This window comes from Bradyrhizobium sp. 160 (assembly GCF_023073735.1).
Classification (GTDB): Bacteria; Pseudomonadota; Alphaproteobacteria; order Rhizobiales; family Xanthobacteraceae; genus Bradyrhizobium.
Window position 1 is genome coordinate 153,356 of record NZ_JADPKD010000063.1, and the last position, 16,297, is coordinate 169,652.

General features: G+C 56.4%; 15 protein-coding genes and 1 pseudogene. 7 read left to right on the top strand and 9 right to left on the bottom strand.

Features of this window, described 5'->3' with window-relative positions; genetic code table 11:
• Positions 1-25 precede the first annotated feature (25 nt).
• Both IVA98_RS26345 and IVA98_RS26350 read left to right on the top strand, forming a co-directional pair.
• Positions 26-694: a GntR family transcriptional regulator gene (locus IVA98_RS26345; RefSeq protein ID WP_247303190.1), complete on the top strand. Its 669-nt coding sequence runs from the start codon at positions 26-28 to the stop codon at positions 692-694.
• Positions 695-705: 11 nt separating this feature from the next.
• On the top strand, positions 706-1,689 hold the full coding sequence (locus IVA98_RS26350) for an SMP-30/gluconolactonase/LRE family protein (protein ID WP_247355754.1): 984 nt from the start codon (positions 706-708) through the stop codon (positions 1,687-1,689).
• Between the two features lie 421 nt (positions 1,690-2,110).
• On the opposite strand, the gene IVA98_RS26355 is transcribed toward IVA98_RS26350, so the two are convergent.
• Both IVA98_RS26355 and IVA98_RS26360 read right to left on the bottom strand, forming a co-directional pair.
• Positions 2,111-3,034, bottom strand: coding sequence for a protein kinase domain-containing protein (locus IVA98_RS26355; protein WP_256468182.1), 924 nt, complete (start codon positions 3,032-3,034; stop codon positions 2,111-2,113).
• A gap of 172 nt (positions 3,035-3,206) precedes the next feature.
• Positions 3,207-3,668 carry a DUF3010 family protein gene (locus tag IVA98_RS26360; RefSeq protein WP_247355756.1) on the bottom strand — a complete coding sequence of 154 codons (462 nt, stop codon included), beginning with the start codon at positions 3,666-3,668 and terminating at the stop codon, positions 3,207-3,209.
• Between the two features lie 451 nt (positions 3,669-4,119).
• On the opposite strand from IVA98_RS26360, the gene IVA98_RS26365 reads away from it, so the two are divergent.
• Positions 4,120-4,362, top strand: a complete 243-nt coding sequence (locus IVA98_RS26365; RefSeq protein WP_247355757.1) for a hypothetical protein — start codon at positions 4,120-4,122, stop codon at positions 4,360-4,362.
• A 30-nt stretch (positions 4,363-4,392) separates the two neighbouring features.
• Here the strand turns inward: IVA98_RS26365 and IVA98_RS26370 are convergent, their stop codons facing one another.
• Positions 4,393-4,647 carry a hypothetical protein gene (locus IVA98_RS26370; RefSeq protein WP_247355758.1) on the bottom strand — a complete coding sequence of 85 codons (255 nt, stop codon included), beginning with the start codon at positions 4,645-4,647 and terminating at the stop codon, positions 4,393-4,395.
• Here IVA98_RS26370 and IVA98_RS37740 point away from each other — a divergent pair.
• Together IVA98_RS37740 and IVA98_RS26375 are read left to right on the top strand one after the other, a co-directional pair.
• Positions 4,549-4,935 carry a DUF6602 domain-containing protein gene (locus IVA98_RS37740; protein ID WP_524536415.1) on the top strand — a complete coding sequence of 129 codons (387 nt, stop codon included), beginning with the start codon at positions 4,549-4,551 and terminating at the stop codon, positions 4,933-4,935. The two genes, IVA98_RS26370 and IVA98_RS37740, sit on opposite strands and share 99 nt — an antisense overlap.
• Positions 4,835-5,230 carry a hypothetical protein gene (locus IVA98_RS26375; RefSeq protein WP_247355759.1) on the top strand — a complete coding sequence of 132 codons (396 nt, stop codon included), beginning with the start codon at positions 4,835-4,837 and terminating at the stop codon, positions 5,228-5,230. Before IVA98_RS37740 ends, IVA98_RS26375 begins: the two co-directional genes overlap by 101 nt.
• 124 nt (positions 5,231-5,354) lie before the next feature.
• Here IVA98_RS26375 and IVA98_RS26380 read toward each other — a convergent pair whose 3' ends face one another.
• The 6 genes and pseudogenes from IVA98_RS26380 to IVA98_RS26410 form a co-directional block, all read right to left on the bottom strand.
• Entirely contained in the window at positions 5,355-6,047 is a 693-nt protein-coding gene (locus tag IVA98_RS26380) for a recombinase family protein (RefSeq protein ID WP_247355760.1), read from the bottom strand.
• Positions 6,048-6,377: 330 nt separating this feature from the next.
• A complete protein-coding gene (locus IVA98_RS26385) occupies positions 6,378-10,313 on the bottom strand; it encodes a P-loop NTPase family protein (RefSeq protein ID WP_247355761.1) in 3,936 nt (1,311 codons plus the stop codon).
• 191 nt (positions 10,314-10,504) lie between these two features.
• Positions 10,505-11,043 (bottom strand): annotated as a pseudogene (locus tag IVA98_RS26390) (terminase small subunit).
• A 372-nt stretch (positions 11,044-11,415) separates the two neighbouring features.
• Positions 11,416-12,756: a S1 family peptidase gene (locus tag IVA98_RS26400; protein WP_247355763.1), complete on the bottom strand. Its 1,341-nt coding sequence runs from the start codon at positions 12,754-12,756 to the stop codon at positions 11,416-11,418.
• Between the two features lie 38 nt (positions 12,757-12,794).
• On the bottom strand, positions 12,795-13,208 hold the full coding sequence (locus IVA98_RS26405) for a hypothetical protein (RefSeq protein WP_247355764.1): 414 nt from the start codon (positions 13,206-13,208) through the stop codon (positions 12,795-12,797).
• A gap of 62 nt (positions 13,209-13,270) precedes the next feature.
• Entirely contained in the window at positions 13,271-14,272 is a 1,002-nt protein-coding gene (locus tag IVA98_RS26410; RefSeq protein WP_247355765.1) for an alpha/beta hydrolase, read from the bottom strand.
• A gap of 97 nt (positions 14,273-14,369) precedes the next feature.
• Here IVA98_RS26410 and IVA98_RS26415 point away from each other — a divergent pair, with 97 nt between their 5' ends.
• Positions 14,370-15,230, top strand: a complete 861-nt coding sequence (locus IVA98_RS26415; protein WP_247355766.1) for a hypothetical protein — start codon at positions 14,370-14,372, stop codon at positions 15,228-15,230.
• The gene (locus IVA98_RS26420) at positions 15,220-16,227 is read left to right on the top strand and encodes a hypothetical protein (RefSeq protein WP_247355767.1); all 1,008 of its coding nucleotides are present in this window, start codon (positions 15,220-15,222) and stop codon (positions 16,225-16,227) included. The genes IVA98_RS26415 and IVA98_RS26420 overlap by 11 nt, the downstream gene beginning before the upstream one ends.
• The last annotated feature ends 70 nt before the right edge of the window (positions 16,228-16,297 follow it).

Consider the following 16,297-nt stretch of genomic DNA (forward strand, 5'->3'; position numbering starts at 1 on the left):
ATATACTTGCATGGGAGACCGGACGATGCCCTTGATTGATAAAGAGGAATCAGCGATCGGCGAGGACTGCTATCGCAGAATCCGAGCTGACATCGTTTTCGGACGGCTGAAGCCAGCCCATCGGCTCAGGCTCGAAGCGCTGCGCGAGAGCTATGGCGTGAGCGTCAGCACGCTGCGCGAGATCCTGAGCCGGCTGGCGGCGGAAGGCTTCGTGGCCGCAGAAGGCAAGCGCGGCTTCGAAGTTGCCGGGGTGTCCGCCGATAATCTGCGCGAGCTCGCCGGCTTGCGGCTTTTGCTGGAGTCGCACGCCATGGCGATCTCTTTCGCCAGCGCCGACGTCGAATGGGAGGGACGCATCGTCTCGGCCCATCACAAGCTCGCCTCGACGGAGCGGCTGATGGACTCGGGGATCGGCGAGCCGGAGCAATGGAAGCGCTATGATGGCGAGTTTCACCAGGCGCTGATCTCGAATTGCGGGTCGCGCCTGCTGATGGAAACGCACAGCCTCGTCTTCGACAAATACTTCCGCTACCAGATGGTGGCTTTCCGCTATCGTGGCGCCGAGCCGGCCGAGCAGCACAGGGCACTGCTGGAATGCGCGCTGAAGCGCGACGCCGAGACGGCGCAGAAGGTGCTCTGCGCGCATGTCAACAACTGTGTTGCCGATGCGCTCGCCAACAGCGCGCTGCGCTGAAGGAGCGCACGGTGACGGCGAGGATCATCGCTGCCGACAAGGTGCAAACCGCGGTGCCGGCCGGCGACGTGCTGGGCGAGACGCCCTTGTGGTGCAGCCGCTTAAACAAGCTGTGGTGGATCGATATCGACCGCCAGCTTCATCAATCGTTCGATCCGTCGACCGGTGCTCACCGGACAACTCGCCACAATTGCCGGTTTCTCGGAAGCCAGGCGCTGGTGTCGGACGGCTCGCACATCCTCGCGCAGGATCTGGGGCTGTTTCGCTACGATGCTGCAAGCCGGCGATCGAGCCGCTTCTGCGAAGTCGAGACGGGACGCGACAATCGGCTCAACGACGGACGGGTCGATGCGCGCGGCCGCCTGTGGATCGGGACGATGGACAATGATCTGCACCGGCCGAACGGCTCGCTCTATCGCGTCGACGGCAGTGCAGCCACGCCGATGTTCGCGGGCGTCATCGTCAGCAACGGAGTTGCGTTTTCGCCGGACAATCGCACGCTCTACTTCACCGATACGCGGCGATACTGCACCTGGCAGTTCGACTTCGACCTTGATGATGGCGTGATCGGCAACAGAAGACTGTTCGCAGACTATACCGCCTCGAAAGAGCGACCGGACGGCGCCTGCGTCGACGTCAATGGCGGGCTCTGGACCGCGTTCTTCTCCGGCGGCCGGATCGTGCGCTATCGGCCGGACGGCCGGATCGACACGATCATTCCCCTCCCCGTGACCAATCCGACATGCGTTTGCTTCGGCGGTCGTGACCTGACCACCATGTTCATCACCACCGCAAGAAAATTCCTCGACCCCATGCAATTGGACCGGGAGTCCGAAGCCGGCCATCTGCTTGCCATTCACGCATCGCGCAGGGACTTGCCGAACACCGGTTCGCCGCTCGTTGATCCACGCAGCGGGGCAGGATCGGATCAAGCGGAGCTTCTGGCTGGGGCGGGAGGGATCGAACCTCCGAATGGCGGAATCAAAATCCGCTGAGAACCTCAATAAAATCAACGCGCGTTCCCACAATTCGCCCTCTGTTCTCCCACTGATAACACTAGGGGATTCCGGCTTGTCGGAACGCCCTAGAGGCGGACGGCGGCAAGTTTTTACGAAGACGCCGAAGAGATGCTCGCGCGCTTGCCGCGCCTTGGCGAGCACATGGTGAATGTTTCTCCCGGAAAGGGGTCCCCGCAAGCGCTGAACGTTTGGCGTGAGCACGATGCAGTACAAGGACCAGCGCATTCGCAAGGTCCTAGACATGCACGCGCACTTCACCTTCGATGCATGCCGGCACGGCGTCATGACCGAACTGGAGTTGACGGGGCCGCGCCCCTCCCGCGCACCGCACCCAACAGTCTTATGCCAGATACGCCAAGCGCACCGAGAAGCGATGCTCGCGGCCCCCGGTTTGGCATCAAAGCTTGGCTTCGATGTCGCGAACGATCTTCTTAAGATCGGATCCACCCGTAATTGTGTTGTCGGAGCGCCATTCGGACGAACTTTTGCGTTTCAGAATGCGATACTGCTGACCGACCCGCTTAATCAGGTACGAAGTCGATCCTTCTACCATCAGTTCGTCTTCACTTGTACGCTTCCAATCGTGGACAAAGGCGCGCGTCTCAGACAACCTTGCCAAAAACTCAGCGACTGACGAAAATCTCGCTTTCGGATCTCTTGAGCAAGCTCTACGCGCAATTTTAACAAGGCCATCCGGCGCCCAGGCGTTTATCGTAGAGAAGTCCAACAGCCTACCCTTGGCGATCCTTTCACGGATACAATCATCAGCATAGAGCGTGCTATCAGGATACGGCAGCTTTTGATATTTCAGCTTCTGCGTTTTGTTTAACCAGTTTATTTCGTCATAAGGGAGCGCTCCTCCTAACAGTTGATAGAGCACGACCCCACATTGATAGATATCACCGCCAAATCCGTATGTGTTCGACACCACAGATTCTGGTGGACGATAGAGCACAGCGTGTTTGGACGCTACAACTGCATCATTCCCTTCAGGCAATTTTGCTATCGAGCCAAAATCTCCGATGATCGCCTTTTCATTGTGCAGGTAAACGTTCTCCGGCTTGATGTCGCGATGAAGCAGCCGTCGCCCATGCAGCTCTGCAAGACCCATCAGGATATTTGAGCATTTATCCAGCGCGGCTAGATTCGACGTTTGGTTAGCTTGGAGAAGATTATCGAGGTCTCCTTCGGCACAATGCGGCGTAACAAAATAGGCCCATTCATTGCCCGCATATCCCGCCTCGAGTACCTGTAGGACGTAAGGAGATTGTAGGGACATAAGGGCTTGCGGCTCCGCATGGAGCTTTTTTGTCCTCCCCAATAGTAGAATTTGATGATGACCTCGGACTGCAAAATCCGGTTTGTCGCGGAGAATATAAACCCGTTGCCTCCCTGCCTAGTATGAACTTTTATGTCGTACTTTGGCGAGAGGTTCTCTAGTTCAGCGACAATCTCTTCGGGGGCGGCGGGGTCTTTTAAAAGTGGTGTCATCGTTACTTCAACAAAAAGCAACACGCTGCTTGAAAGGCATTCTTTTGATATTTGAAGGCATCACTAGGTGCTTCGAAATCGTGCTTTCTTTTTGAAGCTGCGATCGTCGTAGGGTGCAAAATCTGAACTGAGCATCCGTCAACAATCTGCAATAGACCCTCAATTTTGAAGGTCATCGCACCGCCAGCGAACTCGCCCTTCGCGTTTCGCCCACGCACAGCCAAATCCAACACACCATGATTTTTCACAAATGCGCAAATCGCGTCGTAAAAGCTGCGAACTGAGCCTTGATCGGAACTGTCGTGGAGGACAATCCTCGTTGACTGTGATGGGATGATTTTGAAATCACCATCTTCTCCTTTTTCGACAGTCACCAGAATTACCTCACTGCCAGTAATCTCAACACCGCAGCATTTCATCTTGTTATCACCTGACATTTCTAACACGGCGATCGGCGACCTCATTATCCTGACTGATTCGTCAGGTTATTGATCGCAGAGCAAACTCAGATCGCCTGCGAAGGCCGCAGCCGATTCCGACCGAATCCGCAAAACATACCGCACAAGCGATATGAAACAATCTTGTCCGCTGCAACGGAAGGCTGTGGCCGAGGCAAACGGCGGCTTTGTCGGAACGATGGGCTAAAATTTTGTCAGAATGCCCCAGGTGTGAAAGCAAAATTCTCTAGCAATATCAATTTGCTGGGGCGGGAGGGATCGAACTCCGAATGGCGAAATCAAAATCCGCAGATTTCTCTTTGTAATACTCGCGAATTCTGTACGTTCGGAATGGAATGGGGAGAATCAGTTGCGATCGCGGCGTGATTTGGCCGATCGCTAGCACACCGAGTGAGTTAGGAAGCGCGCATGGCGGATTTGTTGCCGGTGGCGCGATATAGGAAGATCGCTTGGGCCAATGACGCCGATTAAGCTTCCGCTGATCACATCTTGTCCGTCCGCAAGCGAACTCGGCGCGTTCGCCGATTCCAGCAACCCAACGATTCAAGTGCAAATGGACTCGTTAGGCGGCCAAGTGCATTTGGTCGAATTGAGCTTTTCAGCGGCCAAATCGCTGATGACGATCCTAGCGAACTGGAAGCCGCTACAGGACCATCTCCTCGAGCGCCAGACTGACGAATGGCCGCGGCGCGCCAATTGAAAGCCGAGGAATACCGGGGGGATGAAGGTTTCAGGAACCACGCGCAGGGTAGATCAGCACCTCACGTATTTGCGTATGCTCCAACTGATAGCCGATCAATCTCGGCAGGAGCTCGCTACGCTCATGCCACACATGGGAGAACGTGGTCGCATCGCCGAGGAGATCATTAAGAGCATTCTCAGACGCATTTTGCCGAAGCGCTTTTCGATCGGCACTGGCGTGGTCATCTCCGCGAGTGGTGATTGCAGCCCTCAAATCGATATCGTGATTTATGACAATTTTCACAACGCCCCTCTTCTATCTGAGTTTGGAGCATGCCTTTTTCCCGTTGAGATCGTTCACGCGACGATCGAAGTGAAGTCGGTGCTTACTAAGGCCGAACTTCACAAATCCCTGGCCGCAATTCGGAAGCTTCGATCGCTTGGAAGCCAGCGGCACTACGTCGTTCCGGCGTTCAGACAAAGGAGATCGCTTGGTTTCTGCCCCTATCAAACGAGTCCTCAATGTCCCGCCGCGCAACTATGTTATCGCTTTCGAGCAAAAAGGGTTCGGCAGAACCTATTCCGATTTTAGAAAAAAGCTTTCAGCAAATCTGGAAAATCCAGACACCTTCATCCATGGTGTTTGCATATTGAAGAATGATTGGTTCGCGGGAAGGTTGGCTTACAAGCCTGCGACCGAGCTGTACGGCTGGGATCGTCACGGCCTTCTCCGGTTTTATTCCGCGCTGCTCAAAGGGCAACAGAACTACAGTATCTATCCGGTCGATCTTGACGCCTACCTGGACCAAATCCCAGGCGCCGAGGCGCCGCCCCCAGATTCACCGCCGCTGCCTGAACAAGCCGGCCCAAGCAATGCCGGCGCATGAACGCTACTCCCACGAACCGCCATCAATCAGCTAGATTGAGGCGGCGCCTCGCCAAAATCAATGCCCAGCGCTGGGCCTGGCTTTCTGTCTGGCAAGTCTGGTTTGCCGCAACGGGCGCGTGAAGCTAGGCAAGCCGCTCAAGGACTCGACTGACTTGCACCGCTGACCACTGGCCAGTGCCGCGGCTCGTCGGAATGCCGGCTTCGTTCAGTCCGCTTGCGATGGCACGCAGGCTCGTTTTCCCAGATGCCTGTAGCTCGCGGATCACCGGAGCGATATCCGCCGCCCGTGCCACAGACCGCTCATGCAGCGCCTTCCTGGAGGCCGCGTGCATCTTCGCGCCGGGGACAACGCCACGGTTGCCACCGAGCTTTTTGCCACGCCGCTTAGCCGCGGCCAACGCGGCCTTAGTGCGGGCCGAGATCATGCCCGCTTCAAGTTCAGCGACGGCGACCATCTGCTGAAGGAGGAATCGGCCGGTTGCGCCTTCGATCGCGGGGAGATCGGCGAACCGAACGTCAACGCCAGCTTCGAGCAATTTGGATAGAAAGGCGACCGACCGGGTAAGACGGTCTACCTTGCTAACCACCAGGGCAGCGCGATGGAGCCTTGCCGCGGCCAACGCCTTGTCCAGCTCCAGGCGGTCCGATCGCTTGCCGCTCTCGATCTCAGTGAACTCTGCGACAATGGACCAGCTACCGCCATTCAGGTAGGCCGCGACTGCCGCGCGCTGTGCGTCGATCCCGAGCCCGCTCTTGCCTTGCTTGCCGGTCGAGACCCGATAGTACGCGACGAATTTCCCGTTGTGCCGTGTCATGGTCCTCGTCACAAATATGTCAACGTCCGTTGACGCATTCGTAACAGCGGCAGGCCCGCATGTCGCCGCGACATTCTGACTCATGGAGATTGCGGCAGGCAGTCGACTCGATAGGTCGAAAGTTTTCTGCACAGGACCTCATTATCAGTGGCTCCGCCCAATCGTTTCCATCTGAACCTTCTGTGGCGGCGATGCGTTTGCTTCGGCAATCGATCCGATTTGTAGGGGCAACACGCGATGCCACGTTGTCCTGTCGTGCTAAAAGCGGCGCGTTGCCCTTTGCCTGTCAGGCAACGCATGCTCGAAACTAAAGCGATCTGAAAACTACGTCTATTCGAAGCTTTCGCTTCGCGCCCTCTCTTCGTTTTCTTCCCTTTTCTCTTCTTTAGAAATCCAATCGGAGAACTCCTTCTGAGCTTCGTCAATTTTCCCCTGCATCGCAGAATCGCCTGTCGAATTCAATTTACCAAGCAAAGGCAAACGCTCGCGAAGGACCGCTGAGAGAGGGCCCGACCAGCTCTTGGGTCGAAAACGGCTGATAAAGATATTTAGAACCCTCCCCTTGTCATCCGCCGCCGCAAGGATGCGCACCGCCACGTCCGCGATTGTTTGGGATTCCGAATCTTCGGAGCTTTTTTCGAAGAGGCGGCAGGTCTCAGCGGCGAAGACAAATCTATCAGTAGGGGAGGTTTCGCACCATTCTATGAGCGCATCGGCTGGAACTCTCCAAACGGCCGTTTCCTCTCTGTCGATATTGGTTTCGGAAACGACTCTCATGGCCGTGCGGAAGGCTCCATCGTCGTCGGGGACATAAATCGCATCGAGCGTCGCTCTCGGATAGTACTTGAAAAAGGGGGCGAGCAGTTGGCCCCGCTTGTAAGAGTAGGATCGCGGCGAGGATCGTTCAAACGCAATCAGATTGCGCAATATGTCCAGCTTGTCGGCCTCCGCTTCTGGCGCACCAAGAGCAAATTCCAGAATTACATTAAGGTCGTGGTCCAAGCTATCGTTGTCGGTCGGAAAATTCGACCAATCCAAGTTCCGAAGGAATTCAACAGAGAAGCGTCCAAGTTTACTGCGGTACAAATCGTCCTTTTCCGCTGCACAGTGAATAACCATGCTCAATACGTCGAAAGCCACCGCAAGGCCGTTTAGCTTTTTTGAAATGCCGACGACCAAATTCGAGATCTGCCCAATGGACAGCGGATCGGTCGCTCGCCCCATGCCCAAGTATTGGTACTGCCATATCGGAGAAGTACCCAGCTCAAGCGATTTCGACAATCGTTCGTAGCCACTGGTGTCGAGCTGCACGCAGAGCTGAAGCTCAGGAAACCACTTCCCCCAAACTTCGTCATAGAGCGCACGATCCAGGAAGGATGCCACTTGCATCGGATTCGCTTTGTGCCAGCCGGAGAGCACACCGCGGATGAAAATCAGGCTTAGCGAACCCGACAAGGCATCGACGATCAAAGCCCGAGCCTTCTCCATCAACCCAACTACATCCCCGCTTTCTTGACCTATGCCAAATCCGAAGTTCCAAACTTTGCTGTTGCTGCTATGGCGAAGTAGGTCCGGCAAAATTTCGAGCAAGAGGCTCTCTTCGTGTGCTGCGCTTTTTCCAAGATTCTCAGCCACCTTCTCTGACGTCCGGAATCGAGAGGCAGCACCGGCTCGCTCGCCCTCCTCCGTTTCGATAGGATCGATATCATCCGTGAACGATCCGCGAGCGAGAACTCTCGCGCCGATCTGCGCTCTCAAATCACGCGGTCTCAATTCAATCTCTAGCGTTCGAAGCTGGGTAAGCGACTCGCCGCTGAGAGCATCCTTATCCCACTGAAGTATGCGCCGCGTACCTAGCCAGCCGTCGGGCCAACCATCTATCGCCTTCAGCACTTCAGCTACCCTGACGATCTCATCCGTCAATCGGGCTCGCACCCAAAGGCCGCGAACTGACTCGCCTAGGACCGACCTCGCCTCTCGGCCTTGGTTCGTGTTTGTGCCGCCGAGCTCAACCGCAATACTCAGAAAGGGCGTGTACCACTCTCGAACATCATCTTGCGTTCGAGGCCACCATCCGAAGCCACGCCTTCGAGCGCCGAATTCAAATCCGTGCAAGGATGTGAAATGCCAAGCCTCCAGAGCCGCATCCAAGAGCACGAACCCGAGCTTTCGCTCGCGCTCGTCGGTTGAGAATAGGAGCGTTCGAACGACTTGGGACCTTTGCGCGGACTTGGCTTCGGTTCCAGAGAGACGGCAAAAGAACAACGACCTGAGAACATCGCGAGCGGGTTCGTAGTTGTAATGAACCGGCTCAGCCAATGCAAAGCGGACAAGCACCTGGACCGCGCGGTCAAAAAAACGCGGATCATACGCAATCGATCTCGCGACACGAGCAAACTCACGTCGGCTCAGATTGTCGGTAGACGTGAAATCGCTGTCCGTAACCGCCCGCTCCAGGGCGGCCAACGCTGCCTCTTCACTTACCGGCGCCACATTGCTGAAGATTGCGCGGCCAAGGTCATTCAATGTTGTCAAATCGCCGAGCAGCCCATCAGGTTTAAGCCATGATGAGACCATTTCTGCCGCGCGCCTTGAAATATGCAAGTATCCAAGTCGGCGAGAGAACGACCGGGCTACACGACCAGAGGCATTGTCAATCAGGAGGCGTTTCAGGCGCTCTGGCTGGTACATCTCCACGGCATTTGCGGCCAAACGATTGGAAATTGCGTGAGGAAGCACGGCGCGCCATTTACCGCGCTGTTGGACTAGACCGCGCCTTTGCAACTGAATCACGTTGCGTAGAAAGGCAACTTCTGAGACTTCAGCCAACCCGGCCAGAATGCTTATCTCGGAACCATCCGATGCGTTCTGCCCGTCGAAGGAATACAGAAGGCTAGCAGTCTCAGCACAAATCAAGAGTTCGCTACTTTCAACATTCTTCTGATGAAAAAGGCGATGAAAGAGCTCGCTATCTCGAAGCCGGGCAAGCTCGCCTTTTGCCTCGCTAGTGGACGCGAGAGCATAGGCAACGCGGGCATTACCATCTGAGAACTCCGCAATTTTGTCGACGTCATTTTCTGAAAGGAGATTGAACCGGCGCTTCAGAAGGCTTTTTATTATTTCGTCAGAAGAACCTTCGAGACGATAGCAAACAGTACCCTCAGGTAGATCATCACGAATATCATATTCAACAGTGATAAGTCGTATTTTGCTTCCCGGTCGCTTTGCAATTTCGGTCAGCCTCTGATGCACATCAGGACCGCAGTTATCGACAACGACTACACAGTCAGCAGCCGATTCGACGAGAGACTCAACCATCATGACCGGTTGCGGTGCGACGGTGTCCGACAGGTCTGCATAAATTACGTTTTCCGGATCAAGCGCCGGCTGGTCCGTGCATATCCGTTTGTCGAACAGGGCCTGGACAAGCCTCGTTTTGCCTACCCCCGATAAGCCCACCAGTCTAACGGATACGCTCCTGCTCAAATCCGTTCGAAGTCGTCTTATGGCAGATGAGACGTCGATCCCCTCGTCAGCTTCTGGGACAAAAATCTTGACGCGATCATCGATGAGGTATTCAGCGTCCGCGTCGTGTTCTTGATATGCCCACGGACCATATGGCTTCCAGCCTACCAGCGGTTTTCCCGAAGCAGATTTTACCCAAATTGCCATCGCTGGATGCTGTTCGACCCAATCTGCGATACGGCGACAATCGAAGAAATCGATCTCAACCTTGCCGGCCAGGGAAAATCGAGCCAAACACTTTTCCATCGCTGCTTTTCGATCAGCTAGCGAGCTATCCGAAAGATTATCTCTCGTTGAAGCAATGACATAAGCACCACCGCTTGCCGCAAGGTCCAATATAGCTGGGCGGAGGGCGCCCTTCGGTGCCATTTCACCCGGTATCTTTGACGCGCCAAAGGTCTCCGCCTTCACCTGAAAGGCGCAGCGATCTTTCTTGACATAACCGCCAATCCCGCGCGGTGGACTTACATCAACGCGAACGTCAACACCCCCATCCTTTGCTCGTTGATCTCCTCCCCAACTCACCGCAGCCGATGAGATGTCCTTGACCCGTAGTTCCGACTTACAGAGTCTCGCGACCAATTCTCGCGCTTGCACATCCGTAAGATTTTGAATTTCTTCAGAGGTTACAGAAAAGACGGGGTGCATGAGCGAGCCAATGTTGGAATCAATCGAATTTGCCAAAACATACAGATATTTGCGCTGAAAGGGGATGATGCAGTGGATCGGGGCAACCGTCACAAAGAAGTTTTGCCCTTGAAGGGAGCGCGCAAATTTCCTGGGCGCGAGCCGATGGTAGTTAGGCCATGCCTCCCTGCAGACGGTGATTTCGAAGGCCTCGTTGCGCTCGCGCCGCCGCCATCGCGCGGGTCGATGCCGCCGGCCGTTGTGCATCACGCTCGGCTGCGCATGCCCCTCTTTTGACCATCAGGTTAGCCATCGCTTCCGCTGCGAAGTTTGGCGCGGGCGATCCGGTCCGCCAGCCCCTCGACCCCGCTCATCGCAACCTGATCCTGGAACGCATTCACCCGGACGTGCTTACCGATCAGCTCCAGGCGGCGCAGACGATCGCTCAACCTGATTTTCTTCACATGGCCGACTTGCCGCCGATTGTCGCCCGCTCCATCGTACAGCGCGTCGATCTCGACACAGGCAACGAGACCCCGCCGCCAGATTTTTGGCCATTCCTCTATAGGCTTGAGATCGCCGCGCTCGTCGTACAGGTCGGCAAGATCGGCCTCAGGCTCATCAACGAGGCGACGCAACATCCAGTCAGCGTCGATTTCCGTACGCTCTGAGCGCTGGAGCTTGGCGGCATCGATCGCCGTGCTGATTTCGGGAAGGGCCAATAGTTGCGAGCCTGGACGTGCGCGGTCTTCGGGTTATAGCCGGCACGGATCGCGGCCTGGGTCGCGTTCAGGTCCAGTAGGAATTCATAGATGAATTGTTGCTGTTTCGCGGTCAATGCCATTCGCGAGACACAGCATGCGAATGGTTGCCGCCACCACCAGGTCTAAGTTATTACAAGGAGTGTCGAAGGACTAACGCCGCTACCTCGGCGCTAAGTGTGGAATAGTCGCAGCAGCACCTGAGCCAGCCTTTAGACATGTCGGCTTGGATTCGTGGTAACTGTCGATGATGCCGTGTCAGGACGGTGAAGCTGCGAAGGGTCAGGAGAAATCGCGCTTGAAATATCGTGAAAGTGACCACGCGGCCTCCCATACTGACTTGAACGCACCGGCCGATGGAACTCCCGTGTGCCCCCCGGTCAACGAGGAAAACGTCAGCTAGCCTGACAACAGGCATCGCCGTCCCATTCTATGAGCCTTGCGGCGCGATGTTTTCAGCGTAGCGCGATCAAGAGGATCGATTGCAAATTATATCTTTCCTGCCCACTCCCGCCTTTTGCACGGAGCTGCCGCGATATACTTGCCTGCAAACGCCAGTGGCCGCTCTCGGGCAATTGGATAGCTTGCTCTGAGGTACCCGAGACCTCGATGCTTTTGCGAACTGCGCCGTCCGGTCCCACCAACGCAACCCGAGTCCCGGGAGGCACGTCCTGCCAGACGACGCGCAGGTCGGCCGGCGCAGACTGTAGGTCGAAATCGATCTGACCCTCGACGTCCGCACTGGCGCGCGCCTCGGTATCATGTCCGGTGAGACCGACGGGCTTCCCCCCAATACACGTTGTGGCCGTTCGATAGTGGCCTCCTTGAACCGCGAGGCTGATCGGAATCTTGAGTCCGTTGTTTTCGAACAGCTGCACCGAGGCATGCGCCTGTGCGTTGGAGCGGGTCCTGCCGGACGCTTCATCGCATTCGCTGCGTTCTTCGCCACTGGCATTCAGCTCAGCTGACGTTGCCTCTGTTAGGGAGCGCTCCGATTGTAAATCGCCGGCCAAGGCTCCAGTATCGCCAGCGATCCTTACCTTTGCGCGGCCGCTTCGGGTGGAGATAGACAACGGACTGTCCGAATGTGTTTTGAGAACCAATTGAGGGCGGCCCGCTTTGCTCAGATAAGAATTCAGCAGGGATACCGCCGCGGAGACCACTGCAGCTCTGTGGAAAGTTGGCGTTAACTTGTCATTGTTTTCACTGGCGATGCCAACGGCCCAGCCGTTTCCATCGATAACGGGGGCTCCGCTTTGTCCGGATGCGAAGAACCTGTCGATCTCTATGCGCTGCCTGGAATAGTCAAGCGTACGGACCGAACAGTAAATCGGAACTTGCTTGTTTTCGTTCGCGGGAAAGCCGTTCGCCATAAGGGGTTGGAGTTCCTTGAGGTGAACGTAACCTGCCACTGGGATGGGATTGATCGGGCGTTTGGGAATGGCTATCACCGCGACATCCGCGCTGTGGTCTATACCAACGACCTCGGCGTTCTCGCTCACTGACACCATGCCAGTGCCGTCCGACTGTCGGACGACGATCTTGCGTTTGACCGGCTTGCCATCATTATTGAGAAGCCAGTCATCGTCCCTGCCGATCACGTGTGCGGCTGTAAACACGAACGTGTAGGGCAGCGCTGCATCAGCATGGACGACGAAGCCGGTTCCGGGTGATGTAGTTTCCTGGTTTGCGGCCCCCGTCCCCGTTACGAGAATTTGCAAAATGCTCGCCCTGGCGCGAGCATTGATGGCGGCGAAATCTTCGCATTGTCCCGGCGAGCTCGCTGCCCAGCACATCAAGAGCGAACCCACGAGAAGGCGGGAACAGCTCAACCTCATTGGGGCACCACGACTCCGGTATCGGATAGGATCGTCACGCCGGGCAAATAGACGTTAGCGGAGAAAGCGCCCGGCTCGGCCGGCGCATCAAACTTAAACAGGAAGCGCACGATCACATTGCCGGCAGCGTCCTCCTCAACTTCCCGCGTTGGAGGCATGAATACCACGGCCGGTGCGGCATCACGAAACGCTTGGATGTTCGTCAGGTCCGCCAATTTGAGCTCCTTAAGTCCATGCAGCTCAACGAGGAAGTCACCCTGCGATCCGGGCGTGAGTACGTTCGGCTTGAGCTCCGCCGACGCTGCGCTAATGTCGAACAGGTCGCCAGTCTTGCTGCGCAGCCGTGCCTGGATGTCAGCAAGGACGCCTTTGGTCGGCTCGGCTCCTCCAAGCAAGACCCAACGCAGCACCTGCCGCGACGCGTCGTCGGCAAAGATCGTCTGATGAGATGTGAGCGACGGCCGCGCGTCGACTAGTCGGTTGTTGGCGGCGCTGTTTTGGTAGACAGTGCCGTCGCCCGCCAGGGGAACATAATTGAGCAGTGGCCGTCTTTTGGATCGAACAGTACGCGCCACGCGGTCGGAATGAGACCGGTTACGACGGTGATGACGCGCGTTCCGGGCGGAATTTCAAGCCGCGCGATTGCTCTCGCGTCTGCCAGAGTCCGGCCGAGCCACGCTTGTCCGTCGGCGGAGGTAAAGCGGGCCGGCAACCATTTGAATCGTTGCCAGTTAACGAGTGCAAACGGGTCGAAGAACGTCGGTTGTGGTCCAGAAGACTGAAACCCGCAGCATCGGGCATATGCCGGCAACATTTCGTAGAGGCTCGGAAATGTCATCGCGGTTTCCCGCACGGTGCCGAGGCCGTGAGCGGCTAGGTTGGCCCAGAATCCCCAGCCGTCATCTAACGTCTTGAATGTCGAGGCCGAACCGAGAAATGGTGTGCCCAACGTCACCAGCCAGGATATCCGGCTGTTACCGCCAAACTCGGCGAGCCAAACCTTTGCGATCAATCCGCCCATACTGTGGGCGATAATGTCGACCTTGCCTGACGGCACGTATTTTTGAATGAACTCATCGAGCTGCCGCGCGGATTGCCGATTGCTCAGTCGCCAATCGTAATCGAATACGAACAGTGTCTTGCCGTTTTGATAGCCCAGACCCGCGAGCGTCTTGAGCAGATCGTCATATTGGTGGATCTGCCAAGGTCCGAGAAGGTCGATGCCCTCGATCAGGCCACAGGACAAATGCTTCAGGTTGGTCGGATCATAGTTGAACGGTAGAGCGAGATCAGAAAAATTGGACAAAGACCATTTGGTCCCCCACACCACCTTCCCTGACGCACGCTCGCAAAGTTTAGAGCCGAGGATGCCCGGGACCACAATAACCGGGCGGTCCGGCTCGGCCAGCACAGGGTTCGTCCATAGGGAGCTGTAGACGAAGATCGCGACCAGGGACCAGGCAATTCGGGACATTTGACTCCCCCACGAACCTAACCTGAAACTTCGACCAAAAATATAGTTGATCAGATCGTAACAACTTGCAAGACTGTGCCCTAGCTGGGGATCACAAATGATCCGTCTTGGCCTCGTGCTGTTTACTTTGATGACCGTGGACGCGGCGCTAGCAGCACCACGGCAGGTGACCGTGCTGGTCGAAGAGCCATATCTCGATCCCGATGACCCGCCCACAAAGGAGCAAGCGGACATCGCTGCCGATCTGAAGGAGGTGCTTGCGCGACGCATCCTCGAAATACAGATCGAGCACCACGTGACGGTGGATGGCACCGCGGCCCCATCGACTGCGCTCAACAGCGCGGACTTAATTTTCCAAGTGTTGCTGACGGTTGGCCAAAAAGGCTTCAGATATCAGGCTCAACTCTATGAGCGTGTCCGTAACACCTGGATCAGATTGGATAGTCGTCTACTTAAAACTGCGAGCCCCGAAACACTCGGAAAAGCGATTTCCGACGATGTGCTTCCTGCGCTTGTGGTTCGCGTTCATGAAGTTGCGCAGGGCAGCGACCGCCCGATTCTATTTGCCGATTGTGTGTTTGCGCCGTCGACCGGAGCAAGCGGCGTGGAGCCACTCGCATGGTCGGTCAGCCAGCGTTATCCAACTCAGCTATCCGGGAACGCGACTCTCATTCATCGGTTCGGCGTGATTCGACTTGTTCCGCCTTTTCCGAACGACTACCAGTGGTGGTGCGTGCAGTTGCAACGACCAAGACTTGGCTCACTACGTTCCGACACTCTCACCGTACACGGGTCGATCGAGCAACTGTCTCCCGGTAAGCCGGAGGTGTTCATTGTCGTTAGTAGCCGTGATCGCAATCTCACGAGTCGGGAAACAATCCCGCTTGATCTACAGGATTGGCCTGCATTCCTGAAACGCGTTACCGAAACCGTGGAAGGGCTTTTAAATGAAAAATAGTTGGTTGCGACATGCCATCGGGATCACGTTGGCGATCGCCCTTACAACACCCGCTCGATCGGGAATCGATTGGGTTTCCGGACCACTTACGATAGGGCTCGCCCCCGTCGACCTGCGGAGCGACGACCCGAACGCGGCTCAAGGAGAGCCAAGCGGTAAACTCAGCAATTTGATCGCCCGGACGGTGGGTGAACTCCTTCCGAACTATATTCAACGAGTCTTCGAAAGAGGCTTTGATCGTCCGGTATCAATCGTTCGTACCGGTCCGATCAACTTGGCACAAGGGACGCTGCCATCTGACACTCCGCCAGTCGTGATCATCCCGAGCATTGTCAGCACGGGGAGCCTGGGCGTGCGCGTTTCCGCTCGGATTGTCGGATTCGATCGCCGGACATCGCGTGTGAGTTATGACTTTGAGGAAGTTCTGCTGCTTGCGGGCACTAGCAACTACGGTGAAATCGACACCAAACTGTCGGATTTCAGTGCGGCGATTGCGAGGAGGATCGCAACAACGGAAGCCGGCGCATCCTCGCAAGAGGGGGCCCGATTGCCCCGCGGAGCCGCGCAGTTCTATTGTATTACGGCCACTCAACCGGAGAATATGACACTCCAACAACTAAGCCGCACGCTTACGCTGGAAATGCCATTCCATCTCAGCAGGGCCGCGAGCAAACGTGGTCTCGACCTTTCTATCCAGGGATTAGGTTTTAAGGAGGCTCTCGGTTTCTGCGCGGCACCCGGTAATGTCAACTATGACGCCCTTCAAAGCCTCGGCGCCCGAGTGGCAACGTTTCACTGGGATGGGCTACTCAACCCGGACCCCCAGGACAGCAAGGCTGCTTGGCTTTCCATTCGCGTTAGAGATAGCCTGGCGGCGTACGGTGACAGTTCCGGCCGGCTCAAGCCGGTCAAGATACGCGAAGGTCTACCCAACGAGCTCGACGAGATTGCTCCCAAAATCATTGAGGACTTCATACAAACCTACCGGCCGCGATGAGCCCCGCGAGACGGGAGGGTCGGCGACTATCGTGCCGCCAGGGTGGCTATGCCCGCGTGCCGCGCTCGAA

Bases quoted from the DNA above. Each gene is read 5' to 3' on its own strand.
- IVA98_RS26345 (WP_247303190.1), top strand. From the start codon at position 26: ATGCCCTTGATTGATAAAGAGGAATCAGCGATCGGCGAGGACTGCTAT.
- IVA98_RS26380 (WP_247355760.1), bottom strand. From the start codon at position 6,047: ATGACACGGCACAACGGGAAATTCGTCGCGTACTATCGGGTCTCGACC.
- IVA98_RS26410 (WP_247355765.1), bottom strand. From the start codon at position 14,272: ATGTCCCGAATTGCCTGGTCCCTGGTCGCGATCTTCGTCTACAGCTCC.
- IVA98_RS26415 (WP_247355766.1), top strand. From the start codon at position 14,370: ATGATCCGTCTTGGCCTCGTGCTGTTTACTTTGATGACCGTGGACGCG.
- IVA98_RS26360 (WP_247355756.1), bottom strand. From the start codon at position 3,668: ATGAGGTCGCCGATCGCCGTGTTAGAAATGTCAGGTGATAACAAGATG.
- IVA98_RS26400 (WP_247355763.1), bottom strand. From the start codon at position 12,756: ATGTGCTGGGCAGCGAGCTCGCCGGGACAATGCGAAGATTTCGCCGCC.
- IVA98_RS26420 (WP_247355767.1), top strand. From the start codon at position 15,220: ATGAAAAATAGTTGGTTGCGACATGCCATCGGGATCACGTTGGCGATC.
- IVA98_RS26365 (WP_247355757.1), top strand. From the start codon at position 4,120: ATGACGCCGATTAAGCTTCCGCTGATCACATCTTGTCCGTCCGCAAGC.